Genomic DNA, 21,307 nt, shown 5'->3' with positions numbered 1-21,307 from the left:
TGCGCGCCCCCGGCCATCGACGGCCGTTGACCTGGCCCGGTTCGCTGCCGATGTGGTAGCGCACCCGACGGCCCCGCACCCGGCGAGCGGGCGCCCGGCAGCCGCGGTGCCAGGGAGGCAACGCGCGGCGGTCGGGCTCGGCGGGGGCGGCGGACACGGCGGGGATCAGCTCCGGCCGTGCCGCAGCGCGGGGTGGGCGCCCGCGGCCACCAGGTCGGCCACGGCGGTCTTCGGGTCGCGGCCGGTGACCAGCGACTCGCCGACGAGCACGGCGTCCGCGCCCTCGTTCGCGTAGGCGATCAGGTCGTGCGGCCCGCGCACGCCCGACTCGGCGATCTTCACGATGTGCGAGGGGATCTCGGGGGCGATCCGGGCGAAGTTGCCCCGGTCCACCTCAAGCGTCTTCAGGTCCCGCGCGTTGACACCGATGATCTTCGCGCCGGCGTCCACGGCCCGCTCGACCTCGTCCTCGTCGTGCACCTCCACGAGCGGGGTGAGCCCGATCGACTGGGCGCGCTCGATCAGCGAGACCAGCGCCTCCTGGTCGAGGGCGGCGACGATCAGCAGGACGACGTCGGCGCCGTACGCCCGCGCCTCCCACAACTGGTACGAGGTGACGATGAAGTCCTTGCGCAGCACGGGGATGTCCACCCGGGCCCGCACGGCCTCCAGGTCGGCCAGCGAGCCGCCGAAGCGCCGCTGCTCGGTCAGCACGCTGATCAGCGCCGCGCCGCCCGCCTCGTAGTCGGCGGCGAGGCCGGCCGGGTCCGCGATGGCGGCGAGCGCGCCCTTGGAGGGGCTGGAGCGCTTCACCTCGCAGATGACCTTGACGCTGTCGCCCTTGAGCGCGGCCACGCCGTCCTTGGCCTGCGGTGCCTTCGCGGCGCGCTCCTTGAGCTCGTCGAGGCTGACTCGCGCCTGCCGTTCGGCGAGGTCGGCACGGACTCCGTCGATGATCTCATCGAGCACACTCACGCGAGCGGCCCCCTTCCGATGGAGCTTGGTGGTCGGCGCCGGTGCGGCGGACGATCGCATCACCAGACATGGGCGATGGTATCTGCCGAGCGAGGGAGGTCGCGCATCCGGTTGACGACAGCGCCACCATCCGGACGCTCCGGCGGGCCCGGGACGGGCGTCAGGGGGCCAACGACGTCCCGAATGGCAGGTTGCGGACGAGAGTGAACGCGAGCACCGCGAGCCCCACCACCCACCCCAGGTACCGCACGCCACGGGGGCCTGCGGCCCCGCGCCCGTCCCCGCCGGGCGCGCGCCGGGCGCCGCGTCCCGGCCCGTCCGTCCGGTGCCGGGCCGCGCGGCGGACGAACCAGCAGGTCCACAGGGTGGCGAAGGCGACGTACCCGGCCACCGCGAGCGCGTTGGCGCCGAGCGCCGCCGCGAAGTCTCCGTGGGCGACGGAGTGGGCGCTGCGCAGGCCGCCGCAGCCCGGGCAGAGCACGCCGGTGTACTGGAGCATCGGGCAGGCGGGGTAGTGCCCCGGCTCGTACGGATCGACCGTGGCCACCCCCGCGAAGGCGGTCACCACGGCCGCCAGCACGGCAAGCGGGGCCAGCAGGCGGCGCGGCGGCGCACCACGGAGGCCGCGCTCGCTGACGGGGCGGAGCTGCTCGGACACGGTTCGAGTCTGTGCCCGGGCGGGCCCGCGCGCAGCCCCACCGACGCCGGCCGGGGCCGTACGGGGGCGTGGCGGTCCGCCGAAGGAGGGGCGCCCCGTCGAGGTCAGCCGGCGGCGCGGGCCTCGAACAGGCCGACCAGGTGCGCCAGGCTCCGCTCGGCCAGCGGGCGCAGGGCCGGCGCCACGGCGCGGGCGTCGCGGCGCAGCCGGTCCAGGGCGTCCGGGCCGAGGGCGGCCGCCGCCTCGACGGCGAAGGAGGGTTCGGCGAGCCAGTCGTCGAGCAGTTCGGGGGTGACCTCCAGGTGGAACTGGAGGCCCCAGGCAACCGGGCCGGCCCGGAACGCCTGGCACGGGGTGCTGTCGGTGCTGGCCAGGGGGCGGGCCTCCGGGCCCGGCTGGATGCGGTCGCCGTGCCAGTGCAGCACCGCGGGCGCCTGCGCCAGCGGGCCGACGACCGGGTCCGCGCGGTCCACGTCGCGCAGCGGAGCCCAGCCGATCTCGCTCTCCCGGCCGAGTTCGGCGCCGGCCCGTACGGGGATGCCCTGGGCGCGGGCCAGGAGCTGGGCGCCCAGGCACACGCCCAGCGTCGGTACGCCGGCGCGCAACGCGTCCACCAGCAGGTCCCGTTCCAGCTTCAGCGCCGGGTGGCTCGCCAGGTCATCGGCGTTCATGGGGCCGCCCATGACGACGAGCCCGGCCAGCTCCGCCACCGGGGGCAGGTCGTCCGCCGCGGCGCCGGGGGTCTCGATCAGGTTCCGTACGTCCACATCGAGGTCGCTCCCGCGCAGGGCGTCGAGGATCAGGCCGGGCTTCTCGACCTCGATGTGCTGGAGGATCAGGACGGTGCGCGCGGGCATGACGGGGTCTCCTGGAAGGCGCCGGAAACGTCGGAAACACTGCGAACACAGCGAACACAGCGAACACTGTGAACGCCGAGATCACCGGGATCGCCGGGAAAGGGGGCGTTCGGAACGGGTCGGGCCCGGGGCGGTGCCCCGGGCCCGTGGGTCGCACGCCGGCGCGCGGGGCGCGCGCGGGTGCGGACCCGGTTAGGACTGCGAGCCGTGCTGCACCACGTGCGGCTGCTTCCGCTTCGGCTGCCCCATGCCGGCGGCCGACATGCCCATGCCCACGATGCCGCCGAGCACGACCACACCGAGCCCCGCCCAGAAGCCCACCGGCTTGGCCATCACGGTGAACGCACCGGAGATGCAGAAGCCGATGAAGGCGATGGTGACGCCGGTCCAGGCGGCCGGGGTGTGTCCGTGACTGGTACCCGCCATGAGTTCTCCTCGTTCGTTGTGTCGCTCCCCCCGACCGCGCCGGGCGACCAGAGGCCGCCTGAGCGGGGTTGACGGGGAGATGCCCCCGGGATCGGGGCATGGGGCTCGTGCGTCCATTGTCGCTGACGCGTTGCCGCGAGATCAGTCTGGGGTGGGCCGAGTGGGAGGCCGGCGTACGGGCCGGGGCCCGCGGCCCCACTCACCCACGCGGCGGCCGGTGCCACGCGGGGTCGCCGGCGCCCGGCGCGACCGAGCGCCGCACCCCCGCCGGGCCGGGTGCGGGCCGGCGTTCGCGGTTACGGGCTCAGCTCTCGCGGCCGGTCGGGTCCTCGCCCCGGTCCAGGGCCTTCCACAGTTCCTCGGGCCGGTCGGGGTCGGGCGCGGGCCGGCCGCGGCGCGGGCGCGGGCGGTCGCCGCCGGCGCGCTCGTACCGGCCCGACATGGCGGGCCAGGCGCGACCGTAGCCCAGCGCGAGGAGGCCGGCGAGGAAGATCAACACGCCGCCGGCGAACGCCGCCCAGGGCCAGGGCGTGTAGGTGACGCCGTGGATGGCGGTGTCGGTGATGCCGGTGGTCTCGGCGGCCTTGGCCTCCAGGGCGGCGGTGTCGTCCAGGGCCAGCAGTGAACCGACGGCGGTGCCGACGCCGCACAGGGCGAGGATGCCGGCGACCGCGTACCGGCCGAGCCCGCGCACCGCGAACACCGCGACCAGGGCCGCGAGGCCGACGATCGCCAGCGCCCCGGGCAGGCCGGTGATGTCCTGCCCGTCGACCGTGCGGCGCAGGTCGCCCTGGGCGAAGGCGGCGTTCCCCTCGGCCCAGGTGCGGCCGGAGGCGAGGAGCACCAGGGCGGCGCCGAGCGCGGCGAACAGCAGCCCGGCGGCGAGGCTGAGCTTGGTGCGCCTGCCCGCGGCGGCACCGCGTCCGGCGCGCGCGGCGACCTCGGCTTGGCTACGGGGCTGGGGTACGGCGGCTGTACTCACGCCTACCACTATCCCTCACCGGGTGGTGCGGCAGGTCGCGCGGGGGGTGGCCGGCCCGTTCACCCCGGCCCGCGCCGCCGTGGCGGCCGCGCGGGCGGCGGGGGTGGCCGGCCCGTTCACGCCCGCCGCAGCCGGCCCGCCGTGCTGACGGCGCGCAGCACGGCCGCCGCCTTGTTGCGACACTCGGCGTTCTCGGCCGCCGGATCGGAGTCGGCGACCACGCCCGCGCCCGCCTGCACGTAGGCCCGGCCGTCGCGGAGCAGGGCCGTGCGGATGGCGATGGCGGTGTCCGAGTCGCCGGCGAAGTCGAGGTAGCCGACGCAGCCGCCGTACAGGCCGCGCCGGGTGGGTTCGAGTTCCTCGATGATCTGCATGGCCCGTGGCTTGGGCGCGCCGGAGAGGGTGCCGGCGGGGAAGCAGGCGGTGAGCACGTCGAAGGCGGTGCGGTCGGGCGCCAGGGTGCCGGTGACGGTGGAGACGATGTGCATGACGTGGCTGTAGCGCTCGATCGACATGAAGTCCACGACCTCCACGCTGCCCGGCTCGCACACCCGGCCCAGGTCGTTGCGCCCGAGGTCGACGAGCATCAGGTGCTCGGCCCGCTCCTTGGGGTCGGCCAGCAGTTCCTCGGCGAGCGCGGCGTCCTCCTGTGGCGTCGCCCCGCGCGGCCGGGTCCCGGCGATCGGGTGCAGCATCGCGTGCCCGTCCTCGACCTTGACCAGCGCCTCCGGGCTGGAGCCCACGACGTCGAAGGCCCCGGTGCCGTTCGCGTCGGGGAAGCGGAAGAGGTACATGTACGGGCTCGGGTTGGTGGCCCGCAGCACCCGGTACACGTCGAGCGCGCTGGCCTGGCAGGGCGTCTCGAACCGCTGCGAGGGCACCACCTGGAACGCCTCGCCGGCGTGGACGCGCTCCTTGATGTCGCGCACCACGTCCATGTACGCCTCGCCGCCCCACAGCGCGGTGAACTCCGGCAGTTCGGCGGCCGGCAGCACGGTGGGGCTGGTGGGCACCGAGCGGGCCAGGTCGGCGGTCATCGCGTCGAGCCGGGCGACCGCGTCGTCGTACGCCTCGTCGACGCCGGTGGCCAGGTCGTTGTGGTTGATCGCGTTGGCGATCAGGAGCACCGTGCCGTCCCAGTGGTCGAGCACGGCGAGGTCCGAGGTGAGCAGCATCGTCAGTTCGGGCAGGCGCAGGTCGTCCCGGCCGGTGTCGCCGATCTTCTCCAGCCGGCGCACGATGTCGTAGCCGAGGTAGCCGACCATGCCGCCGGTGAACGGCGGCAGGTGGGTGAGTCCGCCCAGGTCGCGTGGGGTGTGCAGGGCCTCCACGGTGGCGCGCAGGGCGGCCAGCGGGTCGCCGTCGGTGGGCACGCCTACCGGCGGGGCGCCGAGCCAGTGCGCCTGGCCGTCGCGCTCGGTGAGGGTGGCGGCGCTGCGCACGCCGATGAAGGAGTAGCGGGACCAGGAGCGGCCGTTCTCCGCGGACTCCAGGAGGAAGGTGCCGGGCCGGCCGACCCAGCCCGCCTCGTCGGGGGAGCCCGCCCTGGTGGCCTCGTCGGGGAAGCCCGCCAGCTTGCGGTAGAGGCCGACCGGAGTGTCGCCGTCCGCCAGCAGCCTGCGGCTGACGGGGATGACGCGGCGGTCCGCCGCCAACTTCCGGAAGGTCTCGCGGTCCATGGTGCCCGTCGCGTCCGTCATACCCGCATCGCCCGTCGTGTCGTACGCATCAACTGTCTTGGTGGTCCGCGGCCGGCCCCGGGGTCTCGCCCGGACCGGCCCCGCTCTCGCGTGGGGGGTGAGGCCGCCGCGGGCCTCGCCCTCGGCGCCGTGGCCGGGGCGCTGGTCGGTGCCCGCGTCCCGTTCGGCGTCCGCGCGGGAGGCCGGTGGTCGCTTCGGCAGCGGAGCCTACTGCCCGAGCGGCAGGCCGCCCGCGTCGAAGCAGGTGCGGTCGCCGGTGTGGCAGGCCGCGCCGACCTGGTCCACCTTGACCAGCAGGGTGTCGGCATCGCAGTCCAGGGCCACGGACTTGACGTGCTGGACGTGTCCCGAGGTGTCGCCCTTGACCCAGTACTCCCGCCGGCTACGGCTCCAGTAGGTGCAGCGACCCGTGGTCAACGTGCGGTGGAGGGCCTCGTCGTCCATCCAGCCGAGCATCAACACCTCGCCGGTGTCGTACTGCTGGGCGATGGCGGGCACGAGGCCGTCGGCGCTGCGCTTGAGCCGGCCCGCGATGGCGGGATCGAGGCCGCTGGCACGGTCGGCCGGGGCGCTGCCGCTGGCGCCGGAGGGGGAATCGGGGCTGGACATGGGCCCATTATGCCCAGCGGACGGGGTCCGGGCGGGCGCGTTTCACCGGGCCGGGGGGCGCGCTGGGCCGTGGGGCTCCGGTGGGGTCGCACGGCCGCTCGCATCGTGGACAGCCGCGCGGCCCCGCCCCCCCGGCTCCGCGTGCGCGCCCCCGCGTCACCGCTTCCGCACACCCACGCCCCGGCGCGCACACTTCCCTCTACGAACGACCACGTTTCAGCCACATCAGCCCCGGACGAACCTCCACCGGACGGTCGACTTCCGGCCACCGGTGCCCCAGTTGTCCCCGGCGCTCGCCCCTTACCCGCCGGCCCCGGGGTGAGTTGCCCCGCTGCGTGTCACTCTGGGCCTATCCCGCGCATCGGCTGCCGCCCGGGCCGGCCCGATGGCGATGCGCGGCGGCGCATGCGGCATGCTTTCGCCATGACATTTCCGCCGCCGAACGACCCTCATCAGCCAGGAAACCACGGCGGCTTCGGACCGCCGCAGCAGGGTTTCGGGCCACCCGCCCAGCCCGGAGGCCCGCCGCCCATGGGCGGGCCCCCCATGCCGCCCGGCGGGCAGATGCCGCCCGGTGGGTACGGCGCGTACCCGCCGCCCCCGCCCCCGCCGCCCCGTCGCAACAACACGAAGACCGCGGTCATAGCCGTGGTCTCGGTGCTCGCGGTCGCCGTCGTCGCGGGCATCGTGGTCGCCGCGACCGGCGGTGACGACAGCAAGGACGACAAGGCCAAGGACAAGCCGACCGGCGGGCAGCCCAGCGCCACCGCCCCGCGGGTCCCGAGCGGCATGCCGTCCATCGAGATCCCCAAGCCGTCCGGCTCCCCGGGCCAGGGCGCCCCGGTCGGTGGCGGCACCGACACGCCCAGCGCCGAGCCCTCCACCGACCCGGCGCAGACCCCCAGCGACCTGGTCCCCTACGTCGTGCTCAGCCCGGGCACCTGCTTCGACCACCCGGGGCTCGACACCAGCGTGAAGAAGGTCGAGACGCGCTCGTGCAGCGGTCCGCACGACGGCGAGGTGATCTCCAACGCGACGCTGACGGGCACCTTCAGCACCGAGAAGGAGATCCAGACCAAGGCCCTGTCGCTGTGCGAGAGCGCCGCCAAGAGCCGGATGAAGACCATCCCGGCCACCAAGACGTACTACTACTACGCGCTGTACCCGTCGCAGCCGACGTACAGCATCCGCGGTCAGGACCAGGTCTCCTGCTCCCTGACGCTCAGCTCCACTCCGGACGGCCCCAAGCTGACGGAGAAGCTGCCGAAGTAGCACACCGCGGGCCGGCGGAGGGGCCCGCGCCGCAGTGACAGACGGTGGTACGGCCGCGCCGCCCGCGAGCGACGGCGCGGCCGCGCCACTCGGCCCGTCAGCCGTGGCAGGGCGTGGCCACCGGCCGTAGGCTGGCGGTATGTCTACGTACGCGAAGCGTGAACGACTGCTGCTCGCCGACCTGTTGGAGGCGGCGGGTCCCCAGGCCCCCACTCTGTGCGAGGGCTGGACCACCCGCGACCTGGCGGCCCACCTGGTGGTGCGCGAGCGACGGGGTGACGCCGCGGCGGGCATCGTGCTCAAGCCCCTGGCGGCCCGGCTCGCACGGGTGCAGGACGAGTTCGCGGCGAAGCCGTACGAGGAGTTGCTCCAGCTCATCCGCACCGGCCCGCCCCGGCTCTCGCCGTTCGCCCTCAAGCAGGTGGACGAGGCCGCCAACGTCGTCGAGTTCTACGTGCACGCCGAGGACGTCCGCCGGGCCCAGCCCGACTGGACCCCGCGCTCGCTCGACCCGGTCTTCTCCGACGCCCTGTGGAGCCGCGTCGAACGCTCGGCACGGGCACTGGCCCGCAAGAGTCCGGTCGGCCTCGTCGTGCGCGCCCCCGACGGCCGCACGGTCGTCGCCCACAAGGGCACCCCGGTCGTGACCGTCACCGCCGATCCCGGCGAGGCACTTCTCTTCCTCTACGGCCGCCAGCGGGTGGCCCGCGTGACCACGGAGGGCGACACGGACGCGGTAGCCCGCGCCCGGGAGGCGTCGCTGGGGCTGTGAGTCGGGGGGCGACCCGTACCGCCGCACGCCGCGTGACGCGCTGGCCGCACCGCGCCGGGGCCACGCAGCAGCCGTGCACCGCGACACGTAGGGTCGCCCCCACCCGATACCAGTCCACCCGGACGCGCCATTTCCGCGCTGCCGTACTTGACGGCGTTGGTGACCAGTTCCGAGAGCATGACTTCACAGTCAGGCAGTGGGTATGTCATGCGCTCATGTGCGGCGAGTCCGCGGAACCAGCTCCGGGCCCGCCCGACGGACGCGGGCTCCGAGCGCAGCACTGGTCGAATACGACTTCGACGCCTGACCGCCCACGCGAACGGCCCGACCTCGGGAGGTCGGGCCCGCCCCCGCGCGCCCCCGGCGCGCTACCGCACCGGGTGGCCCGCCTCGCGCAGCGTGGTCTTCACCTCGCCGATGGACAGGTCGCCGAAGTGGAAGACGGAGGCGGCCAGGACCGCGTCCGCGCCGGCCGCGATGGCCGGGGGGAAGTCGGTGAGCTTGCCGGCGCCGCCGCTGGCGATGACGGGGACGCTGACCGCCGCGCGGACGGCCTTGATCATCGCCGTGTCGTAGCCGTCCTTCGTGCCGTCGGCGTCCATCGAGTTCAACAGGATCTCGCCGGCGCCGAGTTCGGCCGCCTGGCGAGCCCAGGCGACGGCGTCCAGGCCGGTGCCGCGGCGTCCGCCGTGGGTGGTGACCTCGTAGCCGGAGTCGGTCTCGGTGCCCTCCGGGCAGCGGCGCGCGTCCACGGACAGGACCAGGACCTGGCGTCCGAACCGCTCGGCGATCTCGCGGACCAGCTCCGGGCGGGCGATCGCGGCGGTGTTGACGCCGACCTTGTCGGCGCCCGCGCGCAGCAGCTTGTCCACGTCGTCGGGGGTGCGGACGCCGCCGCCGACGGTGAGCGGGATGAAGACCTGTTCGGCGGTGCGGCGGACCACGTCGTAGGTGGTCTCGCGGTCGCCGGAGGAGGCCGTGATGTCCAGGAACGTGAGTTCGTCGGCGCCCTGCTCGCCGTAGAGCCTGGCCAGTTCGACCGGGTCGCCCGCGTCCCGCAGGTTCTGGAAGTTGACGCCCTTGACGACGCGGCCGTTGTCCACGTCGAGGCAGGGGATGACTCGGACCGCGAGGGTCATGGGGTTCGTCCTTCGGTGGTGCTGGCTTGCGTGGTACGGGCTCGCGTCGTGCCGGCCGGGCCGTCGGGGCCGGCCGGGGGCGTCGTGGCGGGGCGGAACGCCTCGAGCTCCACCTCGACCAGCACCCGCGAGTCCACGAAGCCGGAGACCACGACCAGGGTGGTGGCCGGGCGCGCGGCGTCGAAGAACTCCTTGTGGGCGCGGCCGACGGCGTCCACGTCGCGGGCGTGGGTGAGGTAGAGGCGGGTGCGCAGGACGGACGTGGCGTCCAGACCGAAGTCGGCCAGCGCGGTCAGCGCGTTGCCCAGGGCCGCCCGGGTCTGCTCGTACGGGTCGCCCTCGCCCTGGAGCACGCCGTCCACCAGCGGCATCGTCCCGGCGACGAGGACCCGGTCCCCGGCCGCCACGGCACGCGCGAAGCCGATCGTCTCTTCCCAGGGGCTGTCGCCCTGGTGCCGTTCGATCGCGCCCTGGTGCCGGGCGGGCTCGGGAGTGGTCATGCGGACACGGCCTCCAACGCCTCTTCCAGGGTGAACGCCTCGGCGTAGAGCGCCTTGCCGACGATGGCCCCCTCGACGCCCTCCGGTACCAGGCTGGCCAGCGCCCGCAGGTCGTCGAGGGAGGAGACGCCGCCGGAGGCGACGACGGGCCGGTCGGTGGCGGCGCACACATCCCGCAGGAGTCCCAGGTTCGGGCCCTGGAGCGTGCCGTCCTTGGCGATGTCGGTGACGACGTAGCGGGCGCAGCCCTCGGCGTCCAGCCGGGTCAGGGTGGTGAACAGGTCGCCACCGTCACGGGTCCAGCCCCGGCCGCGCAGCGTGGTGCCGCGTACGTCGAGGCCGACGGCGATGCGGTCGCCGTGCTCGGCGATGACCTTGGCCACCCACTCCGGGGACTCCAGGGCCGCGGTGCCGAGGTTGACCCGGGTGCAGCCGGTGGCCAGCGCGGCGGCCAGCGAGGCGTCGTCGCGGATGCCGCCGGACAGTTCGACCTTGAGCTCCATGGCCCGGGTGACCTCGGCGATCTGCTCCCGGTTGTCGCCGGTGCCGAACGCCGCGTCGAGGTCGACCAGGTGCAGCCACTCGGCCCCCGCCCGCTGCCAGGTCAGCGCCGCGGCCAGCGGGTCGCCGTAGGAGGTCTCGGAGCCGGACTCCCCGTGCACGAGGCGGACGGCCTGGCCGTCGCGTACGTCGACGGCGGGGAGGAGTTCGAGCTTGCTCATCTGGTGTCAGTCTTTCGGGTCAGGGACGTGCACAGACAAGGTCGAAGACGTCCGTCGGCGGCCCCGACGGGCCGCCGGGCGGCGCCTAGAGGGTGTCGAGCCAGTTGGTCAGCAGGTGTGCTCCGGCGTCGCCGGACTTCTCGGGGTGGAACTGGGTGGCGCGCAGCGGGCCGTTCTCGACGGCCGCGACGAACGGCTCGCCGTGCGTGGCCCAGGTGACCTGGGGCGGGCGCATCGCGGGGTTGGCGACCTCCAGCGACCACTCCCGTACCGCGTAGGAGTGCACGAAGTAGAACCGGGCGTCCGCGTCGAGGCCGGCGAAGAGCGTGGAGTCCTCGGCGGGGGTGACCGTGTTCCAGCCCATGTGCGGTACGACCGGAGCCTCAAGCGGCCCGACCGTACCCGGCCACTCGTCCAGGCCCTCCGTCTCCACGCCGTGCTCGATGCCGCGCTCGAAGAGGATCTGCATGCCGACGCAGATGCCGAGCACGGGCCGGGAGCCGGCGAGCCGGCGGCCGACGATCCAGTCGCCGCGGGCGGCCCGCAGCCCCCGCATGCAGGCGGCGAACGCGCCCACGCCGGGGACCAGCAGGCCGTCGGCCGTCATGGCCCGGTCGTAGTCGCTGGTGATCTCCACGTCGGCCCCGACATGGGCCAGCGCGCGCTCGGCGGAGCGCACGTTGCCGAAGCCGTAGTCGAAGACGACCACCGAGGGCTTGCGTCCACTCATCAGTACAACCCGTCAATCCGCAGGACGCCGGCGACCAGGCACAGCGCGGCGCTGATGCCGAGCAGCACGATCACGCCCTTGGGCATGCCCTGCTTGGCGAAGGAGATGACGCCGCCGAGCAGGAAGAGCCCGACGACGATGAGGACGGTGGAGAGGCCGTTCACAGGTTCCTTCCGGGGGTGGTCGGCGCGGGGCGCGTGGCGGGCGGCGCCGGGTACGGGGCGGCCGTGCGGCTCACAGCGCGCCCTTGGTGGAGGGCAGGATGCCGGCCGCGCGCGGGTCGCGCTCGCTGGCGTACCGCAGCGCCCGGGCCAGCGCCTTGAACTGGCACTCGACGATGTGGTGCGCGTTGCGCCCGTACGGCACGTGGACGTGCAGCGCCACCTGGGCCTGCGCGACGAAGGACTCCAGGATGTGCCGGGTCATCGTCGTGTCGTAGCTGCCGATCATCGGGGCGATGTTCTCGGGCTCGGTGTGCACAAGGTACGGGCGGCCCGACAGGTCCACGGTGACCTGGGCCAGCGACTCGTCGAGGGGGACCGTGCAGTTGCCGAACCGGTAGATGCCGACCTTGTCGCCGAGGGCCTGCCGGAACGCGGCGCCCAGCGCGAGGGCGGTGTCCTCGATCGTGTGGTGGGTGTCGATGTGCAGGTCGCCCTCGGTCCTGACGGTGAGGTCGAAGAGGCCGTGCCGGCCGAGCTGGTCGAGCATGTGGTCGTAGAAGCCGACCCCGGTGGAGATCTCGGTCCGCCCGGTGCCGTCGAGGTCGATCTCGACCAGGACGGAGGTCTCCTTGGTGGCGCGCTCCACGCGTCCTACGCGGGTCATCACTCGTTCTCCTTCAGTACCGCCCGGACCGCGTCCAGGAACGCGTCGTTCTCCGCCGGTGTCCCGGCGCTCACCCGCAGCCAGCCCGGCACGCCGTTGTCGCGCACCAGCACGCCGTGGTCGAGGATCGCCCGCCACATGCCGTGCGAGTCGGCGGCCGGGTCACCCCAGCGGCCGGCGAGGGCCGTGGGGATGCCGAACAGCACGAAGTTGGCGTCCGAGTCCGTGACCGGGCAGCCGATGGCGCGCAGCTCGGTCACCAGCCGGTCCCGCTCGGCCTTGAGCTGCTCGACGTACCCGAGCAGCGTATCGGTGTGGTCGAGGGCGGCCAGCGCGGTGGCCTGGGTGACGGCGGACAGGTGGTAGGGCAGCCGCACCAACTGCACGGCGTCCACCACGGCCGGGTCGGCCGCCAGGTAGCCCAGGCGCAGCCCGGCCGCGCCGAACGCCTTCGACATGGTGCGGCTGAGCACCAGCCGTGGCCGGCCGGCGATCAGCGGCAGCAGCGAGGGCTGGTGGCTGAACTCGCCGTACGCCTCGTCGACGACCACCAGGGCGCCCCGCTCGCGCGCGGCCTGCGCCGCCTCGTACAGGGCGAGCACGGTGTCCGCGGCGACGGCGGTGCCGGTCGGGTTGTTCGGCGAGCAGACGAAGACCACGTGCGGGCGCAGCCGGGCGATCTCGGCGGTGGCCGCTGCCACGTCGATCGTGAAGTCCTCGCGCCTGGGCCCGGAGACCCAGCCGGTGCCGGTGCCGCGCGCGATCAGGGCGTGCATCGAGTACGAGGGGTCGAAGCCGATCGCGGTGCGGCCCGGCCCGCCGAAGGTCTGCAGGAGCTGCTGGAGGATCTCGTTGGAGCCGTTGGCCGCCCACACGCCCGCCGTCTCCACCCGGTGGCCCGCGGTGCGGGTCAGGTAGGCGGCGAGGGCGGTGCGCAGCTCGACCGCGTCCCGGTCGGGGTAGCGGTTGAGGTTCCGGGCGGCCTCGGCGACGCGCCGGGCGATGTCGGCCACCAGCTCGTCGGGCAGCGGGTAGGGGTTCTCGTTGGTGTTCAGCCGCACCGGGACGTCGAGCTGCGGCGCGCCGTAGGGGCTCTTGCCGCGCAGTTCGTCCCGGACGGGCAGGTCGTCGATGCCGCTCACGTGGTGGTCTCCGGTACCTTCCAGCCGAACCTGGCCTTGATCGCCGCGCCGTGTGCCGGCAGGTCCTCGGCCTCGGCGAGGGTCACCACGTGGCGGGCGACGTCGGCGAGCGCGTCCCGCGTGTAGTCCACGATGTGGATGCCGCGCAGGAAGGACTGGACGGACAGGCCCGACGAGTGGCAGGCACAGCCGCCGGTGGGCAGCACGTGGTTGGAGCCGGCGCAGTAGTCGCCAAGCGAGACGGGCGCGTACGGGCCGACGAAGATCGCCCCGGCGTTGCGCACCCGCTCGGCGAGGGCGGCGGCGTCCCGGGTCTGGATCTCCAGGTGCTCGGCGCCGTACGCGTCGACGACCCGCAGCCCCTCCTCGACGCCGTCCACCAGGACGATCGCGGACTGTCGGCCGGCCAGCGCCGGCGCGATCCGGTCCTCGACGTGCTTGCTGGCCGCGACCTGGGTGGCCAGCTCCTTGTCGACCGCGTCGGCCAGCTCGGCGGAGTCGGTGACCAGCACGGCGGCGGCGAGCGGGTCGTGCTCGGCCTGGCTGATCAGGTCGGCGGCGACGTGCTCGGCGTCGGCACTGTCGTCCGCGAGGATCGCGATCTCGGTGGGGCCGGCCTCGGTGTCGATGCCGATCCGGCCGGTGAAGTAGCGCTTGGCGGCGGCGACCCAGATGTTGCCGGGGCCGGTGACCATGTTCGCGGGGGCGCAGGACCGCGTGCCGTGGGCGAACATGGCGACGGCCTGGGCGCCGCCGGCCGCGTACACCTCGCGCACGCCGAGCAGCGCGCAGGCGGCGAGGATCGTCGGGTGCGGCAGGCCGCCGAACCCCGCCTGGGGCGGCGAGGCCAGCGCGATGGAGGCGACGCCGGCCTCCTGCGCCGGGACCGCGTTCATGATCACGGAGGACGGGTAGACGGAGCGGCCACCGGGCGCGTACAGGCCGACCCGCTCGACCGGCACCCACTTCTCGGTGACGCTGCCGCCGGGCACGACCTGCACGCGGTGCGGCGCGCGGCGCTGTTCGCGGTGGACCAGGCGGGCCCGTCGGATGGACTCCTCCAGGGCCGCGCGCACCTTCGGGTCGAGGTCGGCCAGGGCCTGGTCGAGCGCCTCCTCGGGCACCCGGACCCGCTCCAGGCGCACGCCGTCGAAGCGCTCCGCCAGCTCGATCAGCGCCGCGTCGCCGCGATGGAGCACGTCTTCACACAGGGGCCGCACCTTCTCCAGGGCGGCCGACACGTCGAAGTCGGCTCGGGGCAGCAACGCGCGCAGGGCGGCGCCCTCGGGAAGGGCGGCGCCGCGCAGATCGATTCGGGAGATCACGCGGTCAATTGTCTCAGACGTGTCCCGAGCGCCGTCGCGGCGTACCAAACGCTGATACGCGCCCCTAGGTTGGCCCTGACCTGTGGTGTTCAACCGGTCACGGAACGGGCATGGGACCCGTACACACGTACGGGCGCGGAAGGAGCGGCAGCGGTGACGGAACCACACGAGGGAGACCCGCCCGACGGGCTGGGCCTGACTCCCGCCGAGTGGGGCATGTGGCAGGCGTTCCGCACCGGCAGCACCTTCGACCTGCGCTCCCCCAACCAGCACCGCAACGACCCGACCGGCCCGCACGCCTGGGGCCCCGAGCGCAGCGTGCGGGCCCGGGTGCTGGCGTTGCTGCTGCTCGAGCCGCCGCCGGCGCAGCCGGGCCGGGTCGCCGCGCTCAAGCTCAACGGCGCGTACGTCACCGGCACCCTGGAGCTGTCCGGCGGCACCATCGCCCCCTTCGTGGAGCTGCGCAACTGCCGCTTCGAACAGGAGATCCTGCTGCCGGAGAGCCGGTTCACCACGCTGCGGCTCGTCGGCTGCGCCATCCCCCGCATCGAGGCCGCCCGGCTGCACACCGAGGGCGACCTGCACCTGCCGGGCTGCACGGTGGACCGAGGCATCCGGTTGACCGACGCGCAGATAGGCACCGACCTGCTGCTCAACCAGCTCGTGGTGCGCAAGGACCGGTTCGGCCGGTCGATCACCGCGGACGGCCTCAACGTCGCCCAGGACTTCCAGGCCGAACTGATCGAGTCCTACGGCGAGCTGACCATGCGCGGCGCGCAGATCGGGGTCTCGCTCAGCCTGCGCGGCAGCAAGCTGCGCAACCCGTACGGCCGCCGCGCGCTCAACGCCCCGCAGCTCAGCGTGGAGCGCACGCTGTACCTGACGCCCGCGGGGGTCACCGGCTCCCCGTTCTCGACGGGCACCACCCCGCCGTACGGCACGACGCTGCCGCCGGCCGGGGGCCCGCGCACGCAGCGCTTCGAGTGCGAGGGCGGGGTGCGCCTGGACGACGGCCGGTTCGGCGACGCCGTCGACCTCGACCAGGCGCGCTTCACCATGGCCAGCAACCAGGAGCTGTCGATGCGCCGGGTGCAGACGCCCGAGCTGCGGTTCCTGTGCGAGCGGCAGCAGAGCGGGCGGGTCGTGCTGTCCGGCGCGAAGGTGGTCAACCTGGTCGACAAGTCCACGAGCTGGCCGGGGCCCGGTGGCCTGGCGATGGCGGGGTTCGGCTACGAGTCGCTGATCCCGCGTGGCCACTTCCCGCTCCCCCGGCGCCTTGAGTGGGTGGCGGCGGCCACCCCGGAGTACGCGCCGGAGCCGTACGAGATGCTGGCCACCGCCCTGCGGGACAGCGGCGAGGAGGAGTTCGCCCGCGAGGTGCTGCTCGCCAAGCAGCGCCGCCGCCGCGAGACGCTGCCGCTGGCCGGCAAGGCGTGGGGCTACCTCCAGGACTGGATGGTGGCCTACGGCTACCGGCCGGGCCGGGCGGCGGTGTGGATCGCGCTGCTGTGGGCGGTCGGCGCGGTCTTCTTCGCCCGCCACCAGCCCGAGCCGATCAAGGAGGGCGAGGGTCCGGAGTGGAACGCGGCGCTGTACACGCTGGACGTGTTGTTACCGGTGATCGACCTCGGCCAGGCCAACTTCTGGACGCCGAACGGTACGGCGCAGTGGGTGACGGCCGTGCTCGTCCTCCTCGGCTGGGTGCTGGCCACGACGGTCGCGGCCGGCGCCTCGCGCCTGCTGCGCCGCAACTGACCGGCCGCGCACCGGGTTCCCGGCGCCCCGGCGCGCGGCGGTGCGCGCCCCCTGTGACGGGCCCCGCCCGGGGGCGTTCGAGCCCGCCGTGTCACGCCGCGATCGGCACAGCCGGGGCGGGCCATTAGGCTTACCCGTCGTGACTGCCGCCCGCCTGCCGCTCTTCCCGTTGAACACCGTGCTGTTTCCCGGGCTCGTGCTGCCGCTCAACGTCTTCGAGCAGCGCTACCGCGCCCTGATGCGCGACCTCGCGGCCCTGCCGTCGGACGAGCCGCGCAACTTCGCCGTCGTCGCCATCCGCGACGGCCGGGAGGTCGCGCCGACGGCCCCCGGCCTCCCCGACCCGACCGCCGAGCCGGAGCTGGGGGCCGCGGCCGGGTTCGGCGACGACCCGATGCGCGCCCTGCACACGGTGGGCTGTATCGCGGACGCGGCCACCATCCGCGAGCAGGAGGACGGCACCTACGAGGCCGTCGCCACCGGCACCACCCGCTTCAAGCTGCTGTCCGTGGACGCCTCGGGCCCGTATCTGACGGCCGAGGTCGAGCCGTTGGAGGAGAGCGCGGGCGACGGCGCCGGCGCGCTGGCCTCCGGGGTCATCCGGGCGTTCCGCACGTACCAGAAGCGGCTCGCCGGGGCGCGTGAGCGCTCGGTCGCCACCTCCCAGGACCTGCCGGACGAGCCGTCGGTGCTCTCCTACCTGGTGGCCGCCGCCGCGGTGCTCGACGTGCCGGCCAAGCAGCGGCTGCTGCAGGCCCCGGACACGGCCAGCCGGCTGGCGGAGGAGCTGAAACTGCTGCGCGCCGAGGCCGCGGTGATCGGTAAGCTCCCCTCCCTGCCCATGGTCGACCTGACCCGGCGCCCCACCAGCCCCAACTGACCTCCACGCGGACACGGGCCGGCCGAGCGGGCCCGTACGGCGACCGAACGCCCCGACCCAGCGGGAGAGCGCCCTCGTGGGAAAGAAGTCGCAACCCGGTACGAAGGCGGCGAAGGCGAGGAAACAGCCGTCCGGTGGCACCCCGGCCACCGTCGCCCTCACCGACGCCGGCGTCGAGTTCACCCTGCACTCGTACGTACACGACCCGAACGACCCCGCCTACACCTCGTACGGCGAAGAGGCGGCCCGCGCCCTCGGTCTCGCGCCGGAACAGGTCTTCAAGACGCTGGTCGCGGACGTGGACGGCGCGCTGACCGTGGCCGTCGTGCCGGTCTCCGGCTCGCTCGACCTCAAGGCGCTGGCCGCCGCGGTGGGCGGCAAGCGGGCCGCGATGGCCGACCCGGCCGCCGCCGAACGGGCCACCGGGTACGTGCGCGGCGGCATCTCGCCGCTGGGCCAGCGCCGGCGGCTGCGGACGGCCGTCGACGCCTCCGCCGCCGAGCACGCCACGGTGTGCGTGTCGGCGGGCCGACGCGGCCTTGAGGTCGAACTCTCCCCCACCGACCTCGTGGCCCTGACCGACGCGGTGCTGGCCCCGATCGCCCGCGCCTGAGCCCCGGCCGCGCACGCCCCCGGACGGACCCCCTGGACGGCGGCCGGCGCCCGCGCTACGACAGGCGGTACGGGCCGCTGTTCGCGCGCCCCGCACCCGGGAGGTCGCTCATGTCCAAGCGCACCCGCAAGCGCCGCTGGCGGCTACGGAAGACCAAGGCGAACCACGGCCGCCGCCCGGCCTGACCGCACCACGCGCCAGGGACGGCCCCGGCCTGCCGGGACCGCCCCTGGTCGCGTGCGCGCCCCCTGGCGCTAGGAGCCCTCCGTGGCCGGGCCCGCGTCGCGGGGCGGCTGGTGCGGGGCGGCGGGCTGGCCCGTGGCGTACGGCAGGTCGTCGGGCTCGGGGTCGCGGGGGCCGAACAGGCCGGTGAGGACGAGCTGGGTGACCATCGCGGCCACCGGCCAGGCCAACAGCGCCCCCTTGGCGCCCAGCTCCAGCGGGCCGTCGAAGGTCACCCGCTCGCCGGCCTCGCGCGCGCTGGCGGCGATGTCCGTGTCGGGGCCGAGGAAGACCCCGAACCGCCAGCCGAGCCACGAGCCGAGCAGACCGCCGACGGCCAGGGCGAGCACCACCGGCACGCCGGCCGCGCGGCGGAAGCAGAAGACGACCGCCGCCGTCACCACGCCCGCGCCCAGGCCGATCAGCACGAAGGTGCCGTCGGCGCCGATCGCCTCCTCGCTCTCGGAGTTCCTGGGGTAGACCGCGTTGCCGATGAGGACCATCTGCACGCGCGGCGCCAGCCACACCCACAACACCCCGAGCAGCGCCCCGGCGGCGGTGAGGGCACCGGTGATCACGGCCGCGTCCCGCAGCTCGGCGCGCGGGCCGGGTCCCGTGCCGTGCCGCCCGGCGCCGTGCGCGCCGTGGGCGGGGGTCGGGTACGCCGGGTGGGACCCCGCGTCGGAGCCCGACGCGGGGTGTTCAGAGGGTTGGTCCGAGGGTGTCAACGGTGCGGTCACTCCGTCATCGTGCCAGGTGGGTGGGGGGTGTGCGGCGGCAGGCGGCGTGCTGGGCCCGTGTCACCGCACCGCGGCCCTGCGGTAGGCCCAGGTGGCGGCGGCCAGCGAGACCACCCCCACCGCCGCGCACACCCCGAGGTTCACCCCGACGGCCAGCCAGTCGGGGTGCGCGTCGAAGGAACGGGTCAGCGCCTCCACGCCGTAGGTGGAGGGCAGGAGGTCGCGCGCGTACGCCACCAGCGCGGGCATCCGCTCGGCCGGCAGCACGCCCAGCAGCAGGGCCGCTGACATGCCGAGCTGTCCGCAGAGCGTGGCCAGCTCGGGGCGCGGCGCGAGCAGCCCGAGGACCGCGCCGAGCCCGGCGAGCGCGGCGCCGGCCAGCGGGATCACCGCGAGCAGCACCCACAGGTGGGTCATCGGCAGCCCGAACAGCACGCTGCCGGCGACGGCCGTGACGATGGTGCCGGGCACGGTGAAGGAGGCGTACGCGCCGGCCGCGCCGAGCACCACGGCCGCCGGTGGCACCGGCAGCGTCGCGTAGTGGTCGAGGCCGCCGCTGGCGCGCAGCGCTCCGAAGTACTGGGCGAGCAGGTTGAGCGCGACGAAGGCGACGACCAGGACGCTGGCCCCGGAGACCACGGCGCGCGCCTCGCTCCCGCCGTCCACGACTCCGCGCATCAGGATCATGATGCCGATGGACTGGAAGGTGGCCACGAACAGCAGCGGGATGCGCGCCACCCGGGCCCGCGAGAGCTGGGCCCGGTACACGGCGGCGAGCGAGGGCAGCAGCCGCGCCCGCGCCGCGAGCGGGGCCGGCTCCCGGACGCCGGTCGTCTCCTGGGCACTCTGGCCGTCCTGCGCGCCCTCGCTCGGCGCGGCGGCGGCACGGGCGGGCACGGCCGCCGCGGACACGGCACTCACGTTGCGCTGCTCCTCTTCCGTACGTTCCCTGCGTTCCGTACGAGCTGACCTGCCGCGGCGCCACGCGCGACCCCGTGGCCCCGTTCGCTGCGGCGTCCCCCGCAACATGTCATACGACCTGCCTCCCGGTCCGCCGCCCGGCCCCGTTCGTTCCCTGTCCCGCCGTGCCACGCCCCGGCGGGTCGCGCACCGGCGAGGTGTGCACCGGCGAGCCGTACACCGCGGCGTGTGGGCCGCGCTCCCGGTGGCGCGCCCGCGCTACGCCGGCGCGAGCCCGCGCATCCGTCACCGGCGCCCGGCGCGCGGTGGCGGCACACGCCCCGCGGACCGGCGTGCGCACCGGCCCCGGCCGCCTGGCCCACCAGCGTACGAGGCGCCCGCGCGGGCCCGGTAACCGCCCGCGCGTCGCCGTCGTGCCGGGGCCGGCTGACGCCGGCGCGGTCCGGGTGGGCGCGCCGGCCCGCCGGGCGCCGCGCGCCCGGTGCGCGGCTCACGCCTTCACCAGCCCGTCGGGGCCCTCGGCGCGCCCGCCCAGGGCCAGGTACACGTCCTCCAGGCTGGGCGTGGCCAGGGTGAAGTCGTCGAGGGCGGCGAAGGCCGGGCCGCCGGTCACCGCGGCGATCACCGCGCGCGCCTCGTCGGGCGCCAGCCGCAGCGTCCAGCGCCGCCCGGTCGGGCGGGCGGCGTCCTTGAGGGCCGCCACCTCGGGCACGTCCAACGGCGGCTGGTCGCGCCACACCAGGTCGACCCGCACGTCACCGGCGACGAGCGCCTTGAGGCCCGACGGCGTGTCGCAGGCGATGACCCGGCCGTTGTCCATCACCGCGACCCGGTCCAGGACCGTCTCGGCCTCGATGACGTTGTGCGTGACCAGCAGCACGGTGGTGCCGCTCGCGGCCCGCCGACGGTCGATGGCCGCCCAGACGGCGCGCCGCGCGATGGGGTCCATGCCGGTGGTCGGCTCGTCGAGCACCAGCATGGGGCGCTCGCCGACCAGCGCGGCGGCCACGCACGCCAGCCGACGCTGGCCGCCGGAGAGCTTCTTGATGGCCCGGCCCGCGATGGGGGCCAGGCCGAGTTCGTCCAGCACCGCGTCCCGCTCGGCGCGCGCCCGGCGCGCGTCCAGGCCGCGCAGCCGCCCGGTCGTCTCGGCGGCGAGCGCGACGGTCAGGTCGTCCAGGGCGGTCGACTCCTGCCCCAGGTAGCCGACCAGGCGCGAGGCCCGGTCGGGGTGGCGCACCAGGTCGTGGCCGAGGAGGTCGACGCTGCCCTCGTCGGGCCGCAACAGCCCGGTGAGCTGGCGGACCAGGGTGGACTTGCCGGCGCCGTTGGGCCCGAGCAGTCCGAAGATCTCGCCGCGCCGCACGTCCAGGTCGATGCCGTCGCTGGCGCGGATGGCGGGCCCCTGCGGGGCACCGCGTCGGGCCCGGGCGCCGGGGTACGTCTTGACGAGGCCGCGCACCACGCACACCGCGCCGCCGCCCGCCCCCTTGGTCCCGGAGTCGCGCTCCGGCTGCTTCGCGCCCGTCCTCACGAGCT

General features: G+C 74.9%; 23 protein-coding genes. 5 read left to right on the top strand and 18 right to left on the bottom strand.

What is annotated here, in order from left to right:
- Positions 1–165 precede the first annotated feature (165 nt).
- The 7 genes from trpC to hisI form a co-directional block, all read right to left on the bottom strand.
- The gene (trpC, locus tag OYE22_RS26575; RefSeq protein ID WP_277322748.1) at positions 166–975 is read right to left on the bottom strand and encodes an indole-3-glycerol phosphate synthase TrpC; all 810 of its coding nucleotides are present in this window, start codon (positions 973–975) and stop codon (positions 166–168) included.
- A gap of 160 nt (positions 976–1,135) precedes the next feature.
- Positions 1,136–1,633: a DUF2752 domain-containing protein gene (locus tag OYE22_RS26570; RefSeq protein WP_277322747.1), complete on the bottom strand. Its 498-nt coding sequence runs from the start codon at positions 1,631–1,633 to the stop codon at positions 1,136–1,138.
- A 104-nt stretch (positions 1,634–1,737) separates the two neighbouring features.
- Entirely contained in the window at positions 1,738–2,490 is a 753-nt protein-coding gene (locus OYE22_RS26565) for a type 1 glutamine amidotransferase (protein WP_277322746.1), read from the bottom strand.
- 192 nt (positions 2,491–2,682) lie between these two features.
- Entirely contained in the window at positions 2,683–2,916 is a 234-nt protein-coding gene (locus OYE22_RS26560) for an HGxxPAAW family protein (RefSeq protein WP_176161110.1), read from the bottom strand.
- A gap of 304 nt (positions 2,917–3,220) precedes the next feature.
- Positions 3,221–3,898: a TIGR02234 family membrane protein gene (locus OYE22_RS26555; protein ID WP_277322745.1), complete on the bottom strand. Its 678-nt coding sequence runs from the start codon at positions 3,896–3,898 to the stop codon at positions 3,221–3,223.
- Between the two features lie 116 nt (positions 3,899–4,014).
- Complete coding sequence (locus tag OYE22_RS26550; protein ID WP_277322744.1) at positions 4,015–5,598, bottom strand: anthranilate synthase component I; 1,584 nt, start codon at positions 5,596–5,598, stop codon at positions 4,015–4,017.
- A 207-nt stretch (positions 5,599–5,805) separates the two neighbouring features.
- On the bottom strand, positions 5,806–6,207 hold the full coding sequence (hisI, locus tag OYE22_RS26545; protein ID WP_277322743.1) for a phosphoribosyl-AMP cyclohydrolase: 402 nt from the start codon (positions 6,205–6,207) through the stop codon (positions 5,806–5,808).
- A gap of 531 nt (positions 6,208–6,738) precedes the next feature.
- Between hisI and OYE22_RS26540 the strand changes: the two genes are divergently transcribed.
- Both OYE22_RS26540 and OYE22_RS26535 read left to right on the top strand, forming a co-directional pair.
- Positions 6,739–7,479, top strand: coding sequence for a hypothetical protein (locus tag OYE22_RS26540; protein WP_277322742.1), 741 nt, complete (start codon positions 6,739–6,741; stop codon positions 7,477–7,479).
- A gap of 139 nt (positions 7,480–7,618) precedes the next feature.
- Positions 7,619–8,251: a TIGR03085 family metal-binding protein gene (locus tag OYE22_RS26535; protein WP_277322741.1), complete on the top strand. Its 633-nt coding sequence runs from the start codon at positions 7,619–7,621 to the stop codon at positions 8,249–8,251.
- A 368-nt stretch (positions 8,252–8,619) separates the two neighbouring features.
- Here the strand turns inward: OYE22_RS26535 and hisF are convergent, their stop codons facing one another.
- The 8 genes from hisF to hisD form a co-directional block, all read right to left on the bottom strand.
- Positions 8,620–9,390: an imidazole glycerol phosphate synthase subunit HisF gene (gene hisF / locus OYE22_RS26530; RefSeq protein ID WP_277322740.1), complete on the bottom strand. Its 771-nt coding sequence runs from the start codon at positions 9,388–9,390 to the stop codon at positions 8,620–8,622.
- The gene (locus OYE22_RS26525) at positions 9,387–9,890 is read right to left on the bottom strand and encodes a RidA family protein (RefSeq protein ID WP_277322739.1); all 504 of its coding nucleotides are present in this window, start codon (positions 9,888–9,890) and stop codon (positions 9,387–9,389) included. Before OYE22_RS26525 ends, hisF begins: the two co-directional genes overlap by 4 nt.
- A complete protein-coding gene (priA, locus tag OYE22_RS26520) occupies positions 9,887–10,612 on the bottom strand; it encodes a bifunctional 1-(5-phosphoribosyl)-5-((5-phosphoribosylamino)methylideneamino)imidazole-4-carboxamide isomerase/phosphoribosylanthranilate isomerase PriA (RefSeq protein WP_277322738.1) in 726 nt (241 codons plus the stop codon). The genes OYE22_RS26525 and priA overlap by 4 nt, the downstream gene beginning before the upstream one ends.
- A gap of 85 nt (positions 10,613–10,697) precedes the next feature.
- Positions 10,698–11,342, bottom strand: coding sequence for an imidazole glycerol phosphate synthase subunit HisH (gene hisH, locus OYE22_RS26515; RefSeq protein WP_277322737.1), 645 nt, complete (start codon positions 11,340–11,342; stop codon positions 10,698–10,700).
- Positions 11,342–11,506 (bottom strand): hypothetical protein, encoded by a 165-nt coding sequence (locus OYE22_RS26510; protein WP_277322736.1) that lies wholly within the window; start codon positions 11,504–11,506, stop codon positions 11,342–11,344. Before OYE22_RS26510 ends, hisH begins: the two co-directional genes overlap by 1 nt.
- Before the next feature lie 70 nt (positions 11,507–11,576).
- On the bottom strand, positions 11,577–12,170 hold the full coding sequence (gene hisB, locus OYE22_RS26505; RefSeq protein WP_277322735.1) for an imidazoleglycerol-phosphate dehydratase HisB: 594 nt from the start codon (positions 12,168–12,170) through the stop codon (positions 11,577–11,579).
- Positions 12,170–13,312 carry a histidinol-phosphate transaminase gene (locus OYE22_RS26500; protein WP_277322734.1) on the bottom strand — a complete coding sequence of 381 codons (1,143 nt, stop codon included), beginning with the start codon at positions 13,310–13,312 and terminating at the stop codon, positions 12,170–12,172. Before OYE22_RS26500 ends, hisB begins: the two co-directional genes overlap by 1 nt.
- Entirely contained in the window at positions 13,309–14,637 is a 1,329-nt protein-coding gene (gene hisD / locus OYE22_RS26495; protein WP_277322733.1) for a histidinol dehydrogenase, read from the bottom strand. The genes OYE22_RS26500 and hisD overlap by 4 nt, the downstream gene beginning before the upstream one ends.
- Positions 14,638–14,790: 153 nt before the next feature.
- On the opposite strand from hisD, the gene OYE22_RS26490 reads away from it, so the two are divergent.
- From OYE22_RS26490 to ybaK, 3 genes are all read left to right on the top strand, one after another.
- On the top strand, positions 14,791–16,392 hold the full coding sequence (locus OYE22_RS26490; protein ID WP_277322732.1) for an oxidoreductase: 1,602 nt from the start codon (positions 14,791–14,793) through the stop codon (positions 16,390–16,392).
- 139 nt (positions 16,393–16,531) lie between these two features.
- Positions 16,532–17,272: an LON peptidase substrate-binding domain-containing protein gene (locus tag OYE22_RS26485; RefSeq protein WP_277322731.1), complete on the top strand. Its 741-nt coding sequence runs from the start codon at positions 16,532–16,534 to the stop codon at positions 17,270–17,272.
- A gap of 76 nt (positions 17,273–17,348) precedes the next feature.
- The gene (ybaK, locus tag OYE22_RS26480) at positions 17,349–17,885 is read left to right on the top strand and encodes a Cys-tRNA(Pro) deacylase (RefSeq protein WP_277322730.1); all 537 of its coding nucleotides are present in this window, start codon (positions 17,349–17,351) and stop codon (positions 17,883–17,885) included.
- Positions 17,886–18,139: 254 nt separating this feature from the next.
- Here the strand turns inward: ybaK and OYE22_RS26475 are convergent, their stop codons facing one another.
- The 3 genes from OYE22_RS26475 to OYE22_RS26465 all read right to left on the bottom strand — a co-directional run bounded on the left by OYE22_RS26475 (position 18,140) and on the right by OYE22_RS26465 (position 21,239).
- Positions 18,140–18,847 (bottom strand): hypothetical protein, encoded by a 708-nt coding sequence (locus OYE22_RS26475; RefSeq protein ID WP_277322729.1) that lies wholly within the window; start codon positions 18,845–18,847, stop codon positions 18,140–18,142.
- 60 nt (positions 18,848–18,907) lie between these two features.
- On the bottom strand, positions 18,908–19,744 hold the full coding sequence (locus OYE22_RS26470) for an ABC transporter permease (RefSeq protein WP_277324333.1): 837 nt from the start codon (positions 19,742–19,744) through the stop codon (positions 18,908–18,910).
- Positions 19,745–20,258: 514 nt separating this feature from the next.
- Positions 20,259–21,239 (bottom strand): ABC transporter ATP-binding protein, encoded by a 981-nt coding sequence (locus tag OYE22_RS26465; protein ID WP_277324332.1) that lies wholly within the window; start codon positions 21,237–21,239, stop codon positions 20,259–20,261.
- Positions 21,240–21,307 lie beyond the last annotated feature (68 nt).

Source organism: Streptomyces sp. 71268 (assembly GCF_029392895.1).
Lineage (GTDB): Bacteria > Actinomycetota > Actinomycetes > Streptomycetales > Streptomycetaceae > Streptomyces.
Note: the sequence above shows the minus strand (reverse complement) of the source record. Positions and strands in the feature narration are given on the sequence as shown.

Coding starts and splice junctions, on each gene's coding strand:
- OYE22_RS26565 (WP_277322746.1), bottom strand. CDS start 2,490: ATGCCCGCGCGCACCGTCCTGATCCTCCAGCACATCGAGGTCGAGAAG.
- OYE22_RS26560 (WP_176161110.1), bottom strand. CDS start 2,916: ATGGCGGGTACCAGTCACGGACACACCCCGGCCGCCTGGACCGGCGTC.
- OYE22_RS26550 (WP_277322744.1), bottom strand. CDS start 5,598: ATGACGGACGCGACGGGCACCATGGACCGCGAGACCTTCCGGAAGTTG.
- hisI (WP_277322743.1), bottom strand. CDS start 6,207: ATGTCCAGCCCCGATTCCCCCTCCGGCGCCAGCGGCAGCGCCCCGGCC.
- OYE22_RS26540 (WP_277322742.1), top strand. CDS start 6,739: ATGGGCGGGCCCCCCATGCCGCCCGGCGGGCAGATGCCGCCCGGTGGG.
- OYE22_RS26535 (WP_277322741.1), top strand. CDS start 7,619: ATGTCTACGTACGCGAAGCGTGAACGACTGCTGCTCGCCGACCTGTTG.
- hisF (WP_277322740.1), bottom strand. CDS start 9,390: ATGACCCTCGCGGTCCGAGTCATCCCCTGCCTCGACGTGGACAACGGC.
- OYE22_RS26525 (WP_277322739.1), bottom strand. CDS start 9,890: ATGACCACTCCCGAGCCCGCCCGGCACCAGGGCGCGATCGAACGGCAC.
- priA (WP_277322738.1), bottom strand. CDS start 10,612: ATGAGCAAGCTCGAACTCCTCCCCGCCGTCGACGTACGCGACGGCCAG.
- hisH (WP_277322737.1), bottom strand. CDS start 11,342: ATGAGTGGACGCAAGCCCTCGGTGGTCGTCTTCGACTACGGCTTCGGC.
- hisB (WP_277322735.1), bottom strand. CDS start 12,170: ATGACCCGCGTAGGACGCGTGGAGCGCGCCACCAAGGAGACCTCCGTC.